The sequence below is a fragment of the Sphingomonas sp. 320_CC genome (assembly GCF_059691795.1).
This window is the reverse complement of the sequence record NZ_JCAWAE010000002.1, coordinates 46748-64666: the sequence shown is the minus strand read 5'-3', so window position 1 is coordinate 64666 and position 17919 is coordinate 46748. Positions and strand designations below refer to the sequence as shown.

17 protein-coding genes are annotated in these 17919 nt (G+C 60.2%); 5 read left to right on the top strand and 12 right to left on the bottom strand.

What is annotated here, in order from left to right:
* Nucleotides 1-2 precede the first annotated feature (2 nt).
* Complete coding sequence (locus AC59GX_RS07130; protein WP_497301379.1) at nucleotides 3-2363, bottom strand: FdhF/YdeP family oxidoreductase; 2361 nt, start codon at nucleotides 2361-2363, stop codon at nucleotides 3-5.
* Nucleotides 2364-2699: 336 nt separating this feature from the next.
* Between AC59GX_RS07130 and AC59GX_RS07125 the strand changes: the two genes are divergently transcribed.
* Nucleotides 2700-3197 carry a hypothetical protein gene (locus AC59GX_RS07125; protein WP_426279678.1) on the top strand — a complete coding sequence of 166 codons (498 nt, stop codon included), beginning with the start codon at nucleotides 2700-2702 and terminating at the stop codon, nucleotides 3195-3197.
* Here the strand turns inward: AC59GX_RS07125 and AC59GX_RS07120 are convergent.
* The 5 genes from AC59GX_RS07120 to AC59GX_RS07100 form a co-directional block, all read right to left on the bottom strand.
* Complete coding sequence (locus AC59GX_RS07120; protein WP_426279677.1) at nucleotides 3185-3775, bottom strand: YoaK family protein; 591 nt, start codon at nucleotides 3773-3775, stop codon at nucleotides 3185-3187. The two genes, AC59GX_RS07125 and AC59GX_RS07120, sit on opposite strands and share 13 nt — an antisense overlap.
* 318 nt (nucleotides 3776-4093) lie before the next feature.
* Entirely contained in the window at nucleotides 4094-4885 is a 792-nt protein-coding gene (locus AC59GX_RS07115) for an alpha/beta hydrolase (RefSeq protein WP_426279676.1), read from the bottom strand.
* A gap of 398 nt (nucleotides 4886-5283) precedes the next feature.
* Nucleotides 5284-6273, bottom strand: a complete 990-nt coding sequence (locus AC59GX_RS07110) for an FUSC family protein (RefSeq protein ID WP_497301377.1) — start codon at nucleotides 6271-6273, stop codon at nucleotides 5284-5286.
* A 93-nt stretch (nucleotides 6274-6366) separates the two neighbouring features.
* A complete protein-coding gene (locus AC59GX_RS07105) occupies nucleotides 6367-6918 on the bottom strand; it encodes an RNA polymerase sigma factor (protein ID WP_426279674.1) in 552 nt (183 codons plus the stop codon).
* Nucleotides 6919-7031: 113 nt separating this feature from the next.
* A complete protein-coding gene (locus tag AC59GX_RS07100; RefSeq protein WP_426279673.1) occupies nucleotides 7032-7427 on the bottom strand; it encodes a hypothetical protein in 396 nt (131 codons plus the stop codon).
* Nucleotides 7428-7990: 563 nt separating this feature from the next.
* Here AC59GX_RS07100 and AC59GX_RS07095 point away from each other — a divergent pair.
* The gene (locus AC59GX_RS07095) at nucleotides 7991-8755 is read left to right on the top strand and encodes an alpha/beta hydrolase (RefSeq protein WP_497301375.1); all 765 of its coding nucleotides are present in this window, start codon (nucleotides 7991-7993) and stop codon (nucleotides 8753-8755) included.
* A 4-nt stretch (nucleotides 8756-8759) separates the two neighbouring features.
* On the opposite strand, the gene AC59GX_RS07090 is transcribed toward AC59GX_RS07095, so the two are convergent.
* The 3 genes from AC59GX_RS07090 to AC59GX_RS07080 all read right to left on the bottom strand — a co-directional run bounded on the left by AC59GX_RS07090 (nucleotide 8760) and on the right by AC59GX_RS07080 (nucleotide 11396).
* Nucleotides 8760-9152: a response regulator transcription factor gene (locus tag AC59GX_RS07090; RefSeq protein ID WP_426279671.1), complete on the bottom strand. Its 393-nt coding sequence runs from the start codon at nucleotides 9150-9152 to the stop codon at nucleotides 8760-8762.
* Nucleotides 9153-9228: 76 nt separating this feature from the next.
* Nucleotides 9229-9843: a response regulator transcription factor gene (locus AC59GX_RS07085; protein WP_426279670.1), complete on the bottom strand. Its 615-nt coding sequence runs from the start codon at nucleotides 9841-9843 to the stop codon at nucleotides 9229-9231.
* A 29-nt stretch (nucleotides 9844-9872) separates the two neighbouring features.
* Nucleotides 9873-11396 carry a sensor histidine kinase gene (locus AC59GX_RS07080; RefSeq protein WP_497301374.1) on the bottom strand — a complete coding sequence of 508 codons (1524 nt, stop codon included), beginning with the start codon at nucleotides 11394-11396 and terminating at the stop codon, nucleotides 9873-9875.
* 344 nt (nucleotides 11397-11740) lie between these two features.
* Between AC59GX_RS07080 and AC59GX_RS07075 the strand changes: the two genes are divergently transcribed.
* Together AC59GX_RS07075 and AC59GX_RS07070 are read left to right on the top strand one after the other, a co-directional pair.
* Complete coding sequence (locus tag AC59GX_RS07075) at nucleotides 11741-12430, top strand: response regulator transcription factor (protein WP_497301373.1); 690 nt, start codon at nucleotides 11741-11743, stop codon at nucleotides 12428-12430.
* Between the two features lie 17 nt (nucleotides 12431-12447).
* Complete coding sequence (locus tag AC59GX_RS07070; RefSeq protein WP_497301372.1) at nucleotides 12448-13797, top strand: sensor histidine kinase; 1350 nt, start codon at nucleotides 12448-12450, stop codon at nucleotides 13795-13797.
* Here the strand turns inward: AC59GX_RS07070 and AC59GX_RS07065 are convergent.
* Nucleotides 13786-14919: a YncE family protein gene (locus tag AC59GX_RS07065; RefSeq protein WP_426279666.1), complete on the bottom strand. Its 1134-nt coding sequence runs from the start codon at nucleotides 14917-14919 to the stop codon at nucleotides 13786-13788. The genes AC59GX_RS07070 and AC59GX_RS07065 overlap by 12 nt on opposite strands.
* 311 nt (nucleotides 14920-15230) lie before the next feature.
* Here AC59GX_RS07065 and AC59GX_RS07060 point away from each other — a divergent pair, with 311 nt between their 5' ends.
* Complete coding sequence (locus AC59GX_RS07060) at nucleotides 15231-15902, top strand: response regulator (RefSeq protein ID WP_497301370.1); 672 nt, start codon at nucleotides 15231-15233, stop codon at nucleotides 15900-15902.
* Between the two features lie 59 nt (nucleotides 15903-15961).
* On the opposite strand, the gene AC59GX_RS07055 is transcribed toward AC59GX_RS07060, so the two are convergent.
* Complete coding sequence (locus AC59GX_RS07055) at nucleotides 15962-17038, bottom strand: catalase family peroxidase (protein ID WP_426279664.1); 1077 nt, start codon at nucleotides 17036-17038, stop codon at nucleotides 15962-15964.
* A 150-nt stretch (nucleotides 17039-17188) separates the two neighbouring features.
* A complete protein-coding gene (locus AC59GX_RS07050) occupies nucleotides 17189-17851 on the bottom strand; it encodes a sensor histidine kinase (protein ID WP_253071159.1) in 663 nt (220 codons plus the stop codon).
* Nucleotides 17852-17919 lie beyond the last annotated feature (68 nt).

Sequence of the window (17919 nt, the reverse complement as noted above, 5' to 3'; positions counted from 1 at the left end):
GCTCAAAGATCCTTGCTGAGGGTGCGACCCGATACGCCGGCGTGGCCCACTATGCGGTCCGGTTCTTCGGTCCCGGCGGACCGCGTCAGGCGGACAGGCACGGATTTGTAGGACGGTGTCAGGCTTTGCGGATCGCTGTGGTCCAGCGCGATCAGCGGCTGCGTCTCGGGATAATAGGACGCGCAGCATCCGTCGGGCAGGGCATAGCGGACGATCGTGAGATTGCGCACGACCCGGTCAGGTCGGGCATGATCCAGCGCGGTCCAGAGATCGACGACGTCACCCTCGGCGAACCCCAACCGTTCGATGTCGGTCGTGCCCATGAAAAGGATATCGCGACGGCCGAACACCCCGCGATACCTGTCGTCGAGACCATAGATCGTTGTGTTGTACTGATCGTGCGATCGAAGCGTGGTCAGTCGCAGGACGTCGGGTTCCGACACCAGCGCATCTTCCTCCAGTCCGTCGAAGATCAGGAAATTGGCCTTGCCGGTCGTTGTCTTCCACACCCGCATTGCCGCCGAGTTCGGCAGTTGGAACCCACCCGGTGTCCGGATCCGATCGTTGAAGGCCTCGAATTCGGGAAAGACCTTTTCGATGTCCTCCCGGATCAAGGCGTAGTCCCCGGCCAGCGCATCCCAGTCGACCCGTGCTCGCGATCCGACCGTTGCCTTGGCAATCCCGGCGATGATCGCCGGCTCGGAGCGAAGCTGGTCGCCGGCCGGTTTCAGAAACCCGCGCGAGGCATGCACCATCGACATGGAGTCTTCCACCGTCACCGCCTGTGGCCCCGTCGCCTGGAGATCCGCCTCCGTACGACCAAGGCAGGGCAGGATGTAGGTCGCCCGCCCCGTCAGCAGGTGCGTGCGATTGAGTTTGGTCGTTATGTGGACGGACAGTTCGAGGCGCCTGAACGCCTTGAAGCAGGCTTGAGGATCGGATGCCGCCACCGCCAGATTGCCGCCGAGGCAGACGATCGCCTTGGACCGGCCATCCAGCATGGCTTGGATCGCCTCGACGACCGAATGGCCGTGCTGCCGCGGCGGTTCGAAGTCGAAGACGTCGGCCATCCGGTCCAGGAAGGCGGTCGACGGCTTTTCGGTGATGCCGACCGTACGATCGCCTTGCACGTTCGAATGTCCACGAAGCGGACAAATGCCGGCGCCTGCCCGGCCTATATTACCCTTGAGCAGCAGCAGATTAGCGATCTGCTGGACATTTTCCGTACCGGTCCGGTGTTGCGTGATCCCCATGCCGTAGCAGAGAATGGTCGCGTCAGCCTTGGCATAGGCGACGGCGACCATCTCGAGATCGGCGCGACGCAATCCGCTCGCGCGTTCGACCGCTGCCCAGTCTGTCGCCGCGAGATCCGCGGCATACGTCTCGAATCCCGCTGTATGGCCAGCGATGAAGGCGTGATCGAGAACCGGTGCGGTGTCGTTCGCCCGAGCCGCGATATCCATTGCCACCAACGCCTTGCAGACGCCCTTCAGTGCCGCGGCATCACCACCGACCTTCACCTGAAGATATGTCGTCGCGATAGGCGTCGACGAGTATGTCGCCATTTCGATCGGCGATTGCGGTGCCGCGAACCGTTCGAGCGCCCGTTCTTTGAGCGGATTGAAGACCAGAATCGTCGCACCCCTGCGGGACGCATCGCGCAGGGGTGTCATCATCCGCGGATGGTTGGTGCCAGGATTGTGGCCCATCGAGATGATCAGGTCGGCAGCGTCGAAATCCTCGAGCGTGACTGTGGCTTTGCCGATGCCGATCGACTTCGGGAGGCCGACAGACGTCGCCTCGTGACACATGTTCGAGCAGTCGGGGAAGTTGTTCGTACCGTATAGCCGGGCGAACAGCTGGAACAGGAACGCTGCTTCGTTCGATGTCCGTCCCGAGGTATAGAACTCGACTTGGTCCGGATCGCCGACCGCGCTCAGTCCGGCACCGATTTCTGCCAGCGCAGCGTCCCACGATATCGGCAGATAATGGTCGGTCGCGGCATCGTAGCGCATCGGGTGAGTGACGCGGCCCTGATCTTCTAGCCAATGGTCGGACCGCTCCCAGAGTTCGGCGACCGTATGCTCCGCGAAGAAGTCGGGACCGATGCGACGTGCGGTCGACTCCCATGTGACGGCCTTTGCGCCGTTCTCGCAGAATTCGAACGAGGACGTATGCTTGGGGTCGGGCCATGCGCAGCCGGGACAGTCGAAGCCGTTCGGCTGGTTCGCTTTCAGGAGCGTACTGATCCCCTGAACGACGACGTCCTGGTGTCGAAGCGTCTGCGCCAGCGCCCGCACCGATCCCCAGCCGCCGGCCGGCGCATCATATTCTCGGATACCCTCTGGACGGCGTTCGGTCATGGTGCATCCTCTGTTGGAAGATGACCTTGGGCCGATGATGTCGTTCAAGACACTATACGAACGTTTGGGTGGTTAGTGCGGCGCTCTTCCAATTGGATAAGGAAAACTCTCGCGGTCCACCAGTTAAATGCCAATCTCGTGCCGATCAGTTAAAGTACAGAGCATGGAATCACGCCATCGGTAATGTGCGAACATACCCGAGCGAGTGCTAGGTGAAGAGATGTTTCAGCGCTGTATGAACTAATTCAACTATACGAAAAGCTGAAGCGCGTTCCATATTTATGATGTTCGACACTGCCTATGTAGATCGATCGGGAGATAAATGAAGGAATGGAAATGCGTACATCAAATGGCCTGTTCGCCGCCTTATCCAGTTTGGCGGTTCTGATAGCAACGCCAGCGCTGGCCCAGCATGGTGGCGGTGGTTCGCACGGTGGCGGTGGTTCGCACGGTGGCGGTAGTTCGCACGGTGGCGGTGGTTCGCACGCGGGGGGAGCGCCGGATGATGGAGGATTTCACGGCGGCGGTGGTGGCGGCCATGGTGGTGGCAATCATGGCTATGGTGGACAACCCGGCGGTGGAGGATACCGCCCTGGGGGTGGCTACGGATTTGCCAACGGGGGGCATGGATATCATGGCGGGCACGGGTATCGTGGTGGCTATGGGCGCGGGTATTATCCGGGTTACGGCTATGGTGGATATTCCGGCTATCCGCTGGGTTACGGGTTTGGCGGCAACTTGCTCGGGTATGGCGGATATTATCCGTACGGCAACGATCAGAACTGCCCCTATTGGGACCCTGACGATCAGGTCTACGACGACTATTGCGATTGAGGGCCGAGGGGCGTCCGTCCTGGCTCGACATGTCGCGAGATCAACGCGATGCACGCAAAAGTAGTCAGCATGGGGATGAGCGGCGTCAGCGAGGGCGCCGCCGTCGTCACCAGAACCGCGGCGATCGCGCCGCAAGGCAAGGCGGCAAGCGGTAGCCATCGGGAGTTCGTCCAGCCAGCATTCCCGCCGACGATATCGTGTACTAGATCCGTCAGGACACCGGTTACATACGTCGTTGGAGGGCCATGCTCGACTCCGCCACGTTTCACAGCAACCGTCTGTAGGGCCATGCCAGCAGCGGACCCAGAAAGCAGAAGGCAAACGAACCCGCGAGTGTGCGGTCCAAACCACCACAACAGGGCTACCATCACATGGCATCCAGCCGCCGCCGTTAGTGCCGCATGGACAGGGTTGCCATGCGGTGAGCGGGTGAGCCGAAATCCAATGAAAAGGGCAATGGTGAAGCCAGTTATTGCCGAAAAGGCGTCGATCAAGACCGTGCCACACGTCGGTTGCTCGAACATTGCTGCCAATACGGCGTTGCCAGTCATGTTCGCGGTGAAGATTCCGCCCAACATCGAGAAAGCAAAGGCAGCTGCGGCACCCGCCCAAAACGCGAGCAGCGGTAGGACAACTCTGCTGCGACTAAGAGAGGGCCTCGCCTTGGCTGGATCAAGGGGGCGCCGGTCTGCAGCATCTGGTGGCTTCCCAGCGTTCGATCGCATTACCCGCTGAGACTTTCCTGTCATGAAGCAACGGCGTAAGTCGTGGCCGGTCTCGACCGCGTATGGTGCAGTACCAGTGTTGCTGCCTGACAAAGAGCGACTTGTACCAAGCGGAATGATGGCAACCGCCAAACTGATTTCGCGAGGAACGTTTTCTCGCTAAGCCACTTATCAAGGCCGGGCGTCGTTCGTCTTCCCTGAAGCGCCTTTCGCGGCCGCTTCGATAACCGCTGCGACTTCGTTTGGTCTAGACTCGTATACCGAGTGGCTGGCGCCCACGAGTGTCGAGGTGTGGCTGTTGGCGCGCCGATAGTAGAATGCTTCCAATTCTGGACTGATGATCTTGTCCGATCCGGCAATGATGCCCCAACTGGGCTTTGATCTCCATGCGGCGGCGGTCATCGGTGTCGTGAAGACGCTTGCCGCCGTCAGAACCTGCGATTGCGCCTCGAAAACGGCCTGTTCGCGCGGCAGGTCGGCAGCGAAGAATGCGGGGAACATCGACCGGGTCAAATACGTGAAGCCGTCCGCAGTCTTTTGCGTGGCTGCCGGCGAGTTCTTCAAGGCACTTGGCGTCTTGGCACCCATCGCGGCCTCGTTCTCGCCGACGTCGGGCGCGTGTGCCGCGACATAGACCAGGCCCACGACGTGCGAGTCCATTCCCGCGACGGTGATAACCGATCCTCCGTAGCTATGCGCGACGAGGATCGTCGGCCCGTCCTGGGCAGCCAGAATGCGCGTGGTTGCGGCGACATCCGCATGAAAGTCCGTCAGCGGTTCTTGAACGATCGTGACGTGATAGCCCTTGCGCGTCAGGATATCGAACACCGGTTTCCATCCCGAGCCATCCGCCCATGCGCCATGGACAAGAACGATGTTCTTGACGGTTTCGGCGCTAGCCACCGCTGGAGTCGTCGCCAGTAAAGCACTGGCTGCAAGCACGAGTTTGGACCGGAATTTCATGGAGGATGATCTTTCTTGGCCAAGTATCGGTTGTGGGTATCACTAGCAAGCGTGTGATTGCGTCCGTTATGCGTGCTAATAGGTTCCATCTATTAGAATGTGCGGGTGCTGCCCAAGTATACAAAGGTATATCAATCAACATATCTGAAAATCTAACCTGTATAGTGATCAGGCAAAATCTATTAATAGGCATGAAAGGGCGATCTCGTGCCGATCGTCGTCGATACGTGTCGTTCGCCTCGGAACGACGCATTTCATTATACGGTCAGCACGATCTTGTATCAGCGTAGGGTTTCCAGCAACGGAACGAGTTCGGTGGGGGTGTACATCTCTCTCGGTGCTCCGTTACTGGAACGGGGGTCAATGCTGCGGTCTCCTCACATGCATGGACTGTTCGTTCAAAGGTGATCGCCGCCGCTGTTCTTGTTGGTGCGCCAGCGCGGGGCGATTGCGGCACCGGCCAAGGCGATCGCCCCACCCAGCAACGTGGCCAGCAGCCTTTCCCGGTCTGCGCCTGGTAAGGCTCCACCCGCCAAAGCGATCATCAGAAGAACGCTGGTCGTGATGGCTGCGCTAAACACGGCATATCGTGCCTGCTGGAGACCGAATGAAACGCTCGCTGTGAGGATTGCAAAGGTTGCCGTCCAGGCGTCGGAGGGTGCGATACGCGTCAGGCCCGACGCAACGATGATCCCTGCGATTGTCCCGGCGATACGTTCCAGTCCCTGGCCGGCGGTATCACGCAGTCCCGGCTTCAGAACGAGCATCGCGGTCATGGGCGCCCAATAGCTGTGGGCGAAGCCAGCCGTTCGGCTTGCTAGGAGTGCGACCGATATGCAGATGGCCGCGCGCAACGCGTGAAATCGGACTTCGACCGTGCTCGAATGATCGGCGGGGCCGGGAATTGTCGGACGGGGTTCGCCAATGAGATGTATCATCGCCATGACGCTGACGCACTGAAGCGCCGCACCTCCGGCAACGATTGCGGCACGAAGCGCCCCATCCGTAACCGTACCTGGGAAGCTTGCGGCCAGCAGAAAGGCGATGATGATCTGCAGGCACGCCCACCAATGGTCTGCGTTACGGCGTGATAGCGCGCCGCAGCACGCGCCCAGTATAGCGGTGGCGGCAAGCTCGACGATCGGGTCATTGCCGACAAGCGTGCCAATGAACGCCACCGCCGTCATACCAGTGCCGGTAAGAACCACTGCGTAGCTACGACTTCGCCAAAATTTCTTGGTTACGCCAAGGCCGACGGAATAGGCTGCGCCCGCCGCAATTCCAGCGGCGATCTGCTCATGGAGCTGGACTCCCCCGAACAGCAGCAGCGCCATACCCGGCAAAGGGATCAAGGCGGCATACGCGTCGAATTGAAGGATCGCGCGCAACTGCGCTGGTACAGTTTTGCTGGGGGGCGGCATCCTTATATCCCGATCCTTGAACCCTGTAATGCGAGGTACGCCGCGGCGTTGTCGCTGGATCTAAACTGCGAGGTCGCAGCGTAAATGCTCCAGCGCGCGATAGCATCGGCAGAGGTGCTTCTCGACGCCGCTCACCGTGATGCCCCGTTCCCGTGCAATTTCGGCGTGGCTGGCACCTTCGATACGATAGCGCTTGAATATGGCGGATGCGCGCGCGCCCATCGTGGTCAGCCAGCCTTCGACAGCGCTGAGTTGCTCGCGGACGATCAAGGTCGTTTCGGCTGATGCTTCGAAACTGCCGATTGCTACTGGTCCAGTACACTCCACCCAGAGGCCATCACGCCGCTGCCGGCGAAGTCTAGTGCGGTAATGATCGGCAACGAGGTTGATAGCCATGCGGTAAAGGAACGCGCGGGGGTCATCGAGAAGAGGTGTCGTCTGGACCCTTGCATCCGTCCAGCGAGCCTTCAACCAGAGTTCCTGGACAATATCTTCCGCTGCTTCGCCGGTACCGCGCGAGCGTATAAATCCGAGTAGCGCTCGATAATTCTCAAGAAACAAGGTCTCCAGCCGATCGTTCGGGGTCGGTAGCGTGATGTCGGGACGGGTCATCTGTACCTCGCACTGCTGGGACGTGACGTCTCGGAATTTGGCGTTTCTAGGGGGTGGTTGTCCGCGCCCCGCGACGACGTTCTGAAAAAGGGGGGGGGCTGCGACGATCCCGATCAGGGAGCTGCGGCTTCACCAAGGAGCGCGTAAACCTGTTCCCTCAGCGCCGCGACGTGAGCAAGATCCGATGACCGGTCGGCATCGGCGCGCGCCGTGACGTTCGGGCAATCGGCGGCGATGACGACGTCGACGACATCGTCTGTGGCAATGGTCGGATCCTTCGATCGCATCTGCCGGATCGCCTCGGCGATTGTGTTCTCACGATCTGGTCCGGCAAGGCGTGAGGTCAAATCGCGTACGAATGCCTTCCCGATCGCGGGCGACGCAACGCTGTAGCCGTCACCGCAGCGCGGCAGTTTGCCACCGTCGGCGCAGGACATCAGGAGGAGGGTCGCACTGGCCGCAAAAAGGGCAATTCGCATCGTCCACCTCTTGATCTTGCTGGATATCAATGGCGCAGTCGCCGCCAGGAGGCGGGAGTCCGCTTGGAGCAAAAATCACCGTAACGCCCTCCCGCATCTACCGAGGCGGCGTTACGGTTAGTTTTGCGAGGGGTGTCGAGCAGTCCGTGGGGGGAGGGGGAAGACTGCCCGACAACCGGTAATTATCCAGTTGGGCCGAGTTGGAAAAGTATACTTAGGTGTAGCGTTACCCCGTATAATACTCAGTCGTAAGAAATAGCTTCAGTACAGATGGCGCGAAAGCGGCAGCTTATTGATGCTTTATGCCCCGTTGATAACCGAAGTCGCAGCGATATGCGTCTATGTGCATCGTTGACGTCACGATGGAGCGATCGGCATTTGTTTGATCGTCGTACGATTTGCCGCACTATTGTAAGGAGTTCGCAATGCTTGATCGCAGAACGCTTCTCGTAACAGGGGGAGCTGCAATGTTGGCGCCGATACTCGGCGGAACGAGCGCTACTGCATCCTCGGCGGCTGGCATACCGCTATGGCGTAGTCCGCCCGGAGGTGGGGGACCGAGCGGCGCTGAGTTAATCGGTGCGACGGGCGCCGTGACGAATATCGTGATGCCGACGATCGAAATGGTTGCGCCGAGCCGCCCCAACGGCGCAGCGGTGCTGGTCGCCGCCGGTGGAGGCTATAAGCGGATCGAAATGGCAAGCGAGGCAAGGCCGGCAGCAAGTTGGCTGGCAGCCCACGGCATTACCGCGTTCATTCTGCGGTATCGCCTGCCCGGGGAGGGCTGGAATGCAGGACCGTTGGCGCCGCTCCAGGATGCACAACGGGCACTACGAATGATACAGGCGAACGCTGACACGTGGAGGATCGACCCGTCCAGGCTCGGCGTGCTGGGGTTCTCTTCGGGCGGACACCTCATGGGGCTCGCGGCAACCCGCTCCGGCTTTGCCTCCTACCCGCCGGCCGACGCGATCGATGCGTTTTCGGGACGACCGCAGGATGCCGCGCTGATCTATCCGATCATCACGTTGCAACCGCCCTATGATCACACATCGTCGCGCCGCGTGCTGATCGGTTCTAGACCGAGCGCCGCCGAGAGTGCCGAATGGTCGGTCGAGACGCATGTCCGGGCGAAATGTCCGCCGATCTTCCTGGTCCAGGCGGTGGATGATCCGATCTCGAATCCGCAGAACACGATCATCATGGCAGACGCGTGTCGGGCGGCGAATATCCCCGTCGAGCTGCACCGGCTCGCGAGCGGCGGTCACGGGTTCGGTATGGGCTCGCCAAACACGTCGACGGGGGCGTGGCCTTCCTGGTATTCCGGGTGGCTCCGCACGCGAGGAATGCTCGTTTAGGGACTTACAGCATTGTCTCGGTTGTCCTCGTGGCGCTCAACGCTGCCGTAATTGTCGCCAGCAGTTCGTCCGGATCGACAGGCTTCGTCAGGAACGCGCCAATCCCATCTCTCTGCGCACGTTCGCGTAAGGCGGGGGTAGGGAAAGCGGTCATGATGATCGTCGGCGGCGGCGATCCGCGTCGTATCAATTCTTCCCGCAGGTCCAGCCCGGATATGCCGGACATGTGCACATCGGTTACCAGGCAATCGAAATGGCTATGTCCAGACGCTTCCAGAAAGGCTTCGGCGCAATCGAACACCGTGCCGGTCATACCCGCGGACCTGATCAAACTGTCGATACTGCGTAAAATGCCGGGATCGTCATCAACGATCGCGATAGTCGGTAAACCAGACACACCATGCTCCACAGTCAAGATTTTATCGTGTTAGAACATCACGGTTAGCTGACCATCGGCGTCCGTTGAATCATACTCAAGCGTTATACCTGTGAATACTGTCGTCGCGGATGCCGAGCAGCTCCGCCATTCGCACCAGATCGGCTAGGGACTGCGCGTTCATCTTGCGCATCAAACTGCCGCGGTGAATCTTTACCGTGATGTCGGACAGTGTCATACGCGCCGCGATTTGTTTGTTCATCAAGCCCGTGACGACGAAACCCATGACCTCCTGCTCCCGTGGCGTCAGCCCGCGATAAAGGTCAAGCAGCACGGCAGCGCTTGCCGCAACCAAACGACGTGAACGATCCGTTTCGATCGCCTTGGTTACGGCGACAGTCAGGTCTTCGTCCTCAAAGGGCTTTTGCAGGAAATCGATCGCGCCTGCGCGCATGCCGCGGACCGTCATCGGAATGTCGCCGTGCCCGGTGATGAGGATGACCGGAATCGTGATCCCGTCGGCGAGCAGGCGATCCTGAAAGTCCAGCCCGCTCTCGCCGCGTAGACGTATATCGAGCACCAAGCATGCGGCAACCTCAGGAACACCTGCTGCCAGAAACGCGTCGGTACTGCCATACAGCGCCACGACGAACCCGCTCGAGCGAAGAAGGCTGCCGATCGATCCGCGCAGGCCGTCGTCATCGTCGATCACGCAAACGCATCCAGGAGGAGTGTCAGACATCACGCAGCCTCCCGTCCCTCGGCTTCCGCGATCGGCAGCCGGAACCTGAAGGTGGCCCCGCGGACCAGATTATTGGTCGCCGAAAGAGAACCGCCATGATCTTCGACGATCGAACGACAGATCGAGAGACCCATGCCGAGCCCGTCCGGCTTGGTCGTAAAGAATGGCGAGAATAGATTTTGCGCTGCATCACCGCTGATACCGGCGCCGCAATCCGATACTTCTATCAGCACCTTGTCGCGCTCCACCGTGAGTTCGATGCACAAGTCGCGGTGCCCGACCGGAGTCGACCGCATCGCCTGTTCCGCATTCAGCAGGAGGTTCATCAAGACCTGTTGGATCTGAACTCGGTCACCCATTACCGCGGGTACGTACGGCGGGGCCGATATGCTGACGGTGACCCCGCTTGCTAACAGGGACCGGCCAAGCAGTGCGATTGTTTCATCCACGAGTGGTTGAAGGCTCATATGCTCGGAGTTCGGCGCGGTCTTCTGTGCAAGCGTCCTCACCCGACTGATGACGTCGGCGGCGCGCTTGCCGTCCTTGGCAATGTGGTCGAGGCAATCGAGTGCTTCTGCCGGGTCCGGTGTATCGCGGACAAGCCAGCGTCGCCCTGATTTCGCATAGTTTATGATGCCTGCCAGCGGCTGGTTGACTTCATGCGCGATCGACGCGGCAAGCTGGCCCAACGTGGTCACACGCGACACGTGCATCAGTTGGGCCTGCGATTTTTCAAACTTTGCTTGCGCAAGGTTTCGATCCGTCACGTCGATCGCCATTACCAGGATCCGCGTCCATCTTTGCTCTGCAACGGGAACCGAAACACGCAGAACGACGTCGATATGCTCCTTGCTATGCGTCCTGAACCGGACCTCCTCCTCCATCTGGTTTTGCCCGGTCATCAGGCTGCTGAAAATCCGTGCCAACGCGGCTTCCGCCTCCGGCGTGTGAAAATGCTCCATGCTGCCGCCGACGAGATCCTCTTTGCGGTCGAGACCGAACAGGCGGGCCGCAGCGTCGTTGGCGTCGGTGATCCTCGAGGTTGGCGAAATATCACGGATGAATGCAACCGTCGGTTGATCGGTACCCTTCAGCAGCGAGTGCGCGACCGACCAGTCCGCTTCCCAAATTGGAAAGCCGGCGGCGTTGAAGATTGAGCGATAGCGGGCATCGGACCGAGCACCTGCTTCGGTCATGGTTTGATGACGGGCGGATAGGACGGTTGCGATGCCGATCGCGATCAGGCTCACGCCGAGGCGCATGGCGGGGGAATCGTCGGTCGAGCCCCAATGGCTGATATAATAGCCGACAAGCGAAAGCACGAAGCAGAAGCCGCCGGCGAGGACTATCAGCCGTCGATCGTGACTGCGCGCGGCGACGAGGATGACCGTGGTGTAGAGCACGGCAGCGGCGCCTTGCAGCGGGCTCAGCACGTCGAGCGCAAATATCGCCAAGGCAAGCATCACCGCGGCAATCATGTGAAACTGGCGTGCCAGCCGCCTCGATTGGATATCTCCGCGCAAGTCAGCCTCCCGCCGCGATCAGTATCGTTTGATCGCAATCGGCAGAATGCTACGCCTCTCGACGGACCATGACCAATCATAAGATTAGCGCTCTTAACATATGGTTGGATTCAGCATCGATTGATTACTTGGCCGTGTCTTGTTGCGTTGCGATCTGCAGCGCCTGGGTCGCGTAGTGGCATCACTCATCTTCTTCCTCGATCATACACAGGTATGGATCAATGGGATTGCCGACGAGGCTATGATCATGACGCTGATCGCATCATCGAATGCACCAGCCCAACGCCATCTGATTATCGACAGCCGCGCGTCATCGCTCGGAAGCAATGGGAATAGGCCGTGTCATGACGAACAAAATCTTGATTATCGAGGATGATGACGAGACTGCGCGGTATGTGAGCAACGGACTCGATGAACAGAATTTCGTCGTTGATCGCGCTGCCAACGGCCGGGACGGACTATTTCACGCCACCGATGGTAGTTATGACTGCATTGTCCTTGATCGGCTGATGCCAGGCATGGACGGCATGGCAGTACTGGCCGCCCTGCGTGCGGCAGGGGTCGTAACGCCGGTGATCATCTTGTCCGGACGCGGCCTGCCAGAGGATCGCACCGATGGACTGACCCGAGGTTGCGATGATTATCTGGCCAAGCCATTCTCGTTCGCCGAGCTGCTCGCACGCATTAGGCTCCTGGTCCGCCGAGGTAGTGCCTCGGCGGCAAGTGTCGATACGTCGCGACGGTGCGACGATCTCGAAATCGATTTGCTCACTCGCCGCGTGAAACGCGCCGGACAAGTCGTCGACCTCCAGCCTCGCGAGTTTCGCCTGCTGGAGTTTTTGCTCCGCCACTGCGATCAGGTCGTTACGCGGACGATGCTGCTCGAAGGCGTCTGGGACTATCATTTTGACCCAGGCACGAACGTCATCGACGTCCACCTGAGCCGGCTTCGCAAGAAAGTCGATGCGGGGTCGGCCAAGCCTCTCCTGCATACCGTGCGCGGCGTCGGCTACCGGTTGAGCGCTTCGCCTTGAACTGGCGATCCACCACGATGCGGTTTGCGTCGCTGGTCTTCCTGCTTCAGGTTGCCGCGGGGGTGGGACTGCTGCTCGTGACGCGAACAGTCGTGCATCGACAAATCGAGCAGGCCGAGTCCGCACGCGCCGACGTGCTGCGTGACGATTTGCTGTTCACCTATGCACGGGGCGGGGTGCCGGCGCTTCGGGACGCGGTCCAGATGCGCGGGCGGCGCATGATCCCGACGGACGCGGTCCTGTTGCTCGCCGATGCACAGGGGCGCCCATTGGCAGGCAACCTGACGCACTGGCCTGACGCCGTCACGGTCGGCGACCGGCACGTCATGGTTGCGCTGGTGCGATCGAACCACGTTTCGGTTGAGCGAATGTGGGTTCGCGCGACGTCGCTGCCTACGGGCGAAAGGCTGCTGACGGGCGGCGTTATCGAGAACGAGACGCGCGTATTGGGTTTCCTGAAACGTGCTGCTGCGATCGGGCTGCTACTCGCAGTCCTGTTTGCCGGTGTCGCGGCCTGGCTTGCTGCCTGGATGGTCAGACGCCGGTTGAGGGGGACGGTCGCAACCTTGGTGGCGGTTCGGCAGGGGGATCTCGATCGCCGTGTTCCGGCTGGTCCTGCAAAGGATGCATTTGCCGCGCTGACGGAAGCGACCAACCAGACGCTCGACCGGGTCGCACTGCTGGTCAGGGAGTTGAAGATCGTCACGGACAGCTTGGCGCATGATCTCAAATCGCCTTTGACTCGACAGCGCGCGGCGCTCGAACGAGTTGCCATGCTCGTGGAGGAAAAGGTGCAGGGCGATGTGCGCATAGCTCTTGTCGAGGGGGAACGCGTCCTGACGATCGTCGATGCGGCACTTCGGATTGCGCGAGCCGAGGCCGGCATCGGCATGGAAACTTTCGTGGAAACCGACCTTTATGACGAACTTCAGGCCATCGCCGAAATCTATGGTCCGATCGTCGAGGAGCAAGGGCGGGTCCTGCGTGTGACGCCAGCGCCAGCGATCGTGACCCCCGTCCACCGGGAACTGCTTGCCCAGTCTGTTGGCAATCTGATCGAGAACTCGTTGAAATACGGTGCTGGGGTTATCACGCTAGCGATCGAGGCGGACGGGACCGACGTCATCCTCAGTGTTGCCGATCAGGGGCAGGGCATTCCTCCGGCAGAACGAACGCGTGCGATGCGCCGTTTCGGTCGTCTCGATCATGCGAATCCGAACAGCGGCGCCGGCCTCGGCCTGGCCTTGGTGGCTGCGGTCGCCCGACTTCATGACGGTGATGCAAGCCTGAGTGACGGAAAGCCCGGCCTGATTGCCTCGATGCGTTTGTCGATGCGGACGACTTCGGGCGGCCAACTACCGATCTGACCCCGCCGCCGGGACACTCGACGATGCGCCTTTGGCGGTGGCGTGCAAATTGACCAACCCGTGCCCCGATCGGATCGCATATGGAACATAGGCGACGGCTTGTGCTGGCTGACCGACAGGCAGCGAATCTATCAGCTTCTGCTTGACGGTATCGATCACGGCAATCGCATTGCGGTTGCCAAGACCCACGTACATCAGGCTGCCATCGCCCGACGGCCAGAGACCCTGGGGTGTTCCTGTGACCGGCAGTGTCGCGACAGTATCGAACGTGTCCGCATCGACCACCTTCACGACGCCAAGCCCGCCGACGGACACGTAGGCAAACTGCCCGTCGTCGTTGCTCACGAAGTTCACGGCGTTGCTGCGGGGACCGGTATCGACCGTGCGCAGGACCGCGAATGGCGGTTTCGTCGACAAGGCCACCGCTTGGCCCGCCTCTTTGGCCGTAAACCAGAGCTGCCGCCCATTGGGAGAGGATGCTATGCTCGAGCATGAGTTCGAATTGTTGGCTACGCGCGCGATAATCGCCCGCTTGTCGGTATCGACGACGATCAGGCGTGATCCCGTCATTGCACAAACATAGGCGTAGCGACCGTTGTTCGAAAAAGTCATCAAACCGGGGCCCTCCGGAATGGCAACCCTGGCAAGCTCATCAAGAGTTTTTGCATCGCGGACAGAAATATAGTCTCTGCCACGAACCGGAATCCACGCCTCTTTGCCGTTTGGCGTGTAGAATGCGCCTGCCGGGATGCCCGCCACGATCACGCTACGCCGCACGGTGTTCGTCCGCGTATCGAGGAATGCGACCGTGCTGGATCGCACCAGGTTTATTGCAAGCGTCCTGCCGTCTGGCGCGAAGTTCAGCGTCGGTTCGACCACGGCCGATAGACCAGCGCCCTTATCGAGCGGAATGAAACCGAGCAGTCTGCCGCGCACAGGGTCCGTCACTGCAACGAAGCTCGACGAAGCATCGACCGAGTATAGGCGATCCTTCCGACTGACATCGATATCGGATCGCCCCCAAGGCGCCTGACGCGATGTCAGATCGATGGGTTCGTCGTTCGCCGCAGGCTCTGCAAGATTGTTATCTTGCGCTTGAGTCAGGCCGGTATAGCTCGTCAATGCAACTAGTGCCGCGAATAGTTTCGTATAGCGCACAGCAGATACCTCAAAAAAACAGCAGAACTCATATTTTGAATGTTATCTCATGAGATCTCGGGGCGGCAGCCTGCATCAAGGTATGATTGAAAGCATCATCGATGGGATAAAGGATCGTTGAGGGGCGACATTGGTAAATCGTAATGTTCCCATCACGAAAGGCACCGGATCATTGCTGCATGATCACAGGGTAAAATTGCCGGAGTTGAAGCCATCTATCCTTTCCGCGAATATCTTTATCCTATTGCAACGGTCCAATGTGCGAGGCCTCGATCATGCGCGTCCTGATCGTCGAGGATTGCGTCGTGCTGGCCGAGGGCATGCGCGATGCCTTTGCGCGACGTCATATTCACGCCGATCTGGCGCATAGCGTACTGGATGCCGAAATCATGCTGCGGACGACCGGGTATGTGATGGCGATCCTGGATCTGGGGCTACCCGATGAGGACGGTTTGCACTTGCTGCGGCGACTGCGGGCGGAGCATCGGAGCGAGCCCGTCCTGATCGTCAGCGGTCGCAGTGCACTCGAAGCCCGGGTCGAGGGTCTGGCCGCGGGCGCGGATGATTATATCGTGAAGCCGTTCCACTTCGACGAGCTTCACGCGCGCGTGCAGGCGGTGCTCCGTCGGGACACGCGCTCGGATGGGCAGCGGATCGTTGCCGGCAACTTGTCGCTCGATCCAGCCACGCGCGAGTTTCGCACGGGCGACCGCATGCTCGACCTGTCGGTTCGGGAAGGAGAGCTGCTCGAGCTTTTGATGCGCCGGTTCGATCATGTCGTGCCGAAGCGGATGCTGGAGGACCAGCTGTTCGGCTCAGGCGACGTGCTGGGGTCGAATGCGGTCGAGGTGTACGTGCACCGGGTGCGTAAGCGACTGGAAACAGAAGGCGTTGCGTTAGCCGTACAGACCGTGCGCGGCGTAGGATACATGCTCGGTCGCGCATGATTGCGATGGCCGGCCTACCGGGGCGCCCCTGTATGATGCGCCCCGCTTATAGCGTTTGCCTACAGCTCGCGCAGCCGTCTTTCGTGTGAGATGGCGTAGGATGGCGAGCGGAACAGGAGGACCGGGTCGTTCGTCGCGGCGATCCCGTCGGACATCATCAACGGGTCATAGTTGATCTTATAGCTTCCTGCTTGCGGATCAGGCGTCGCGGTCTCCAGAACGAGCGTGCCGGCATTGAACTCGGATCGGCTGGCTGGCCACAGGATCGTCGGATCGTCGAGCGTGTCACCGGGCTCGCCGAGGCTGACGATCATATCCCATTTTATCGCACTGCTCTTCACGCGCTCGAACAATGCCGGGATCAGGAACTCGTCGGACGCCGAGTCGAAGGCGGCTTTGGACAGGTATTTCACGCCATCATGCGGCTGGAACCTGAATCGTACGATCGTCTCCTTGGCGTTCGCATCGATGAACCGGAACGTATGAATGCCGAAGAACGCACAGTTGGCATAGCTTGGTGGTGGGTTGTTCTGATGAAGAAACGCAAACTGAGCATCATTGTCGCGGTGGCTCATCAGGAAACTTTTGAACGCGACCTGATTGGGACCGTGCGTGGCTGGATCGACCTTGAGCGCAATAAATTTGTCGATGAACGTCTTTGGCATAAGGGCGAAGAACATCGGCGTATGCAGCATCGTCATGTGATGTAGTTCGCCGCCAGGCAGCCGGAACTCGAGCCCGATACCGCGCGGGCTCAGGTCCTTGTCTGACACGGTGGGATCCCCGCCCGCGATCGAGAACCGCGCGACGACTTCCAGCTTGCGTCCTGAGAATAGCGAGGATCGCGAATATCGTTGAGCATGGGGATTGCCGATAAAATAGCCAAGTGCGCCAACGCCTTTGGTGTGATTACGCCGCAGACCATGCTGGTGGCCATACGCCCCTTCTAGCGCGTCGATAGCGTCCACGGACATCGTTTCCGTGGCGTGATCGGCCGATTGCGACGCCGCCAAGGGGGCTGGCACCTCAGCACTGGCTGCCTCTGCGGCGAATGGGCACAGCGCAGCGCCGATCGAAGCAACACCTGCGCCGCGTAGGATATTGCGCCGGCTCAGGCCGTCAACGATGTTCGTCATGACTGTCTCCGTGTTGCCCAGGGTATTTTACTCTGGGGTAGACGATGTCATGGCCGAACGACTTGAGAGTCGTAATGCAAACCAAGGTATTATCGTACTCTTCCAGGTTGTTGAGGCGTTTCCATAGAAGTCACGACCTCGCAAATGTCGCTATGCATGAGAGACGTGGAGTACGTGTCTGGTACCCGGCTTCGCATCTTCATGGACAAGCCTGCCATCAAGCCGCACCGCCATGGTTTCAACCAGGCGCTGGCCGAGGCCGCTATTACCGAAGAACGATGCGCCCTTGCCATTGCCGCGGTCTTCGACTTCGAGGCGGTATCCGCGGGACGATCCCGCCAGGCGAACATGGACGTCACCGGGTGCGTCAGGTGCATAGGCGTGTTTGCAGGCATTGGTGACGAGCTCGGATACCAGAATGCCGACGGAGGAGGCATGATCGGGTTTCACAGAGACCGGATCGGCGATGACGCGGATCCTGCGACCCGCGCCGATATTTCCGAAGCTGCCTTCAAGATCGCCGCCTAGTTCCCTCAAGTAGATATCGAGGTTGATCGTCGCGACTGCGGACTGCTGATAGAGTTGGCGGTTGACTCGCGCGATCGCGGCGATGCGACGAACTGTCATGTCGAGGGCCGCCTGAGCTGCGGGATCGGCAACGGTGCGGGCTTCGGCGGAAACCATGGCCGCCAGCAGCTGCAGACTGTTTGCAATCCGGTGGTTGATTTCGTCCGCGGTTGTTGGCGCGCGTTGCGCGGGCAGGATCGCGGTCCTTGGCGCGATGCGGTCCGCGGCGTGCAAAGTCGAAGTCATCGTATCGCTCCTGATCCCGGCGTCTCGATACGGCGATGCCCGAAGCACGATGGGGACGGGATCATACA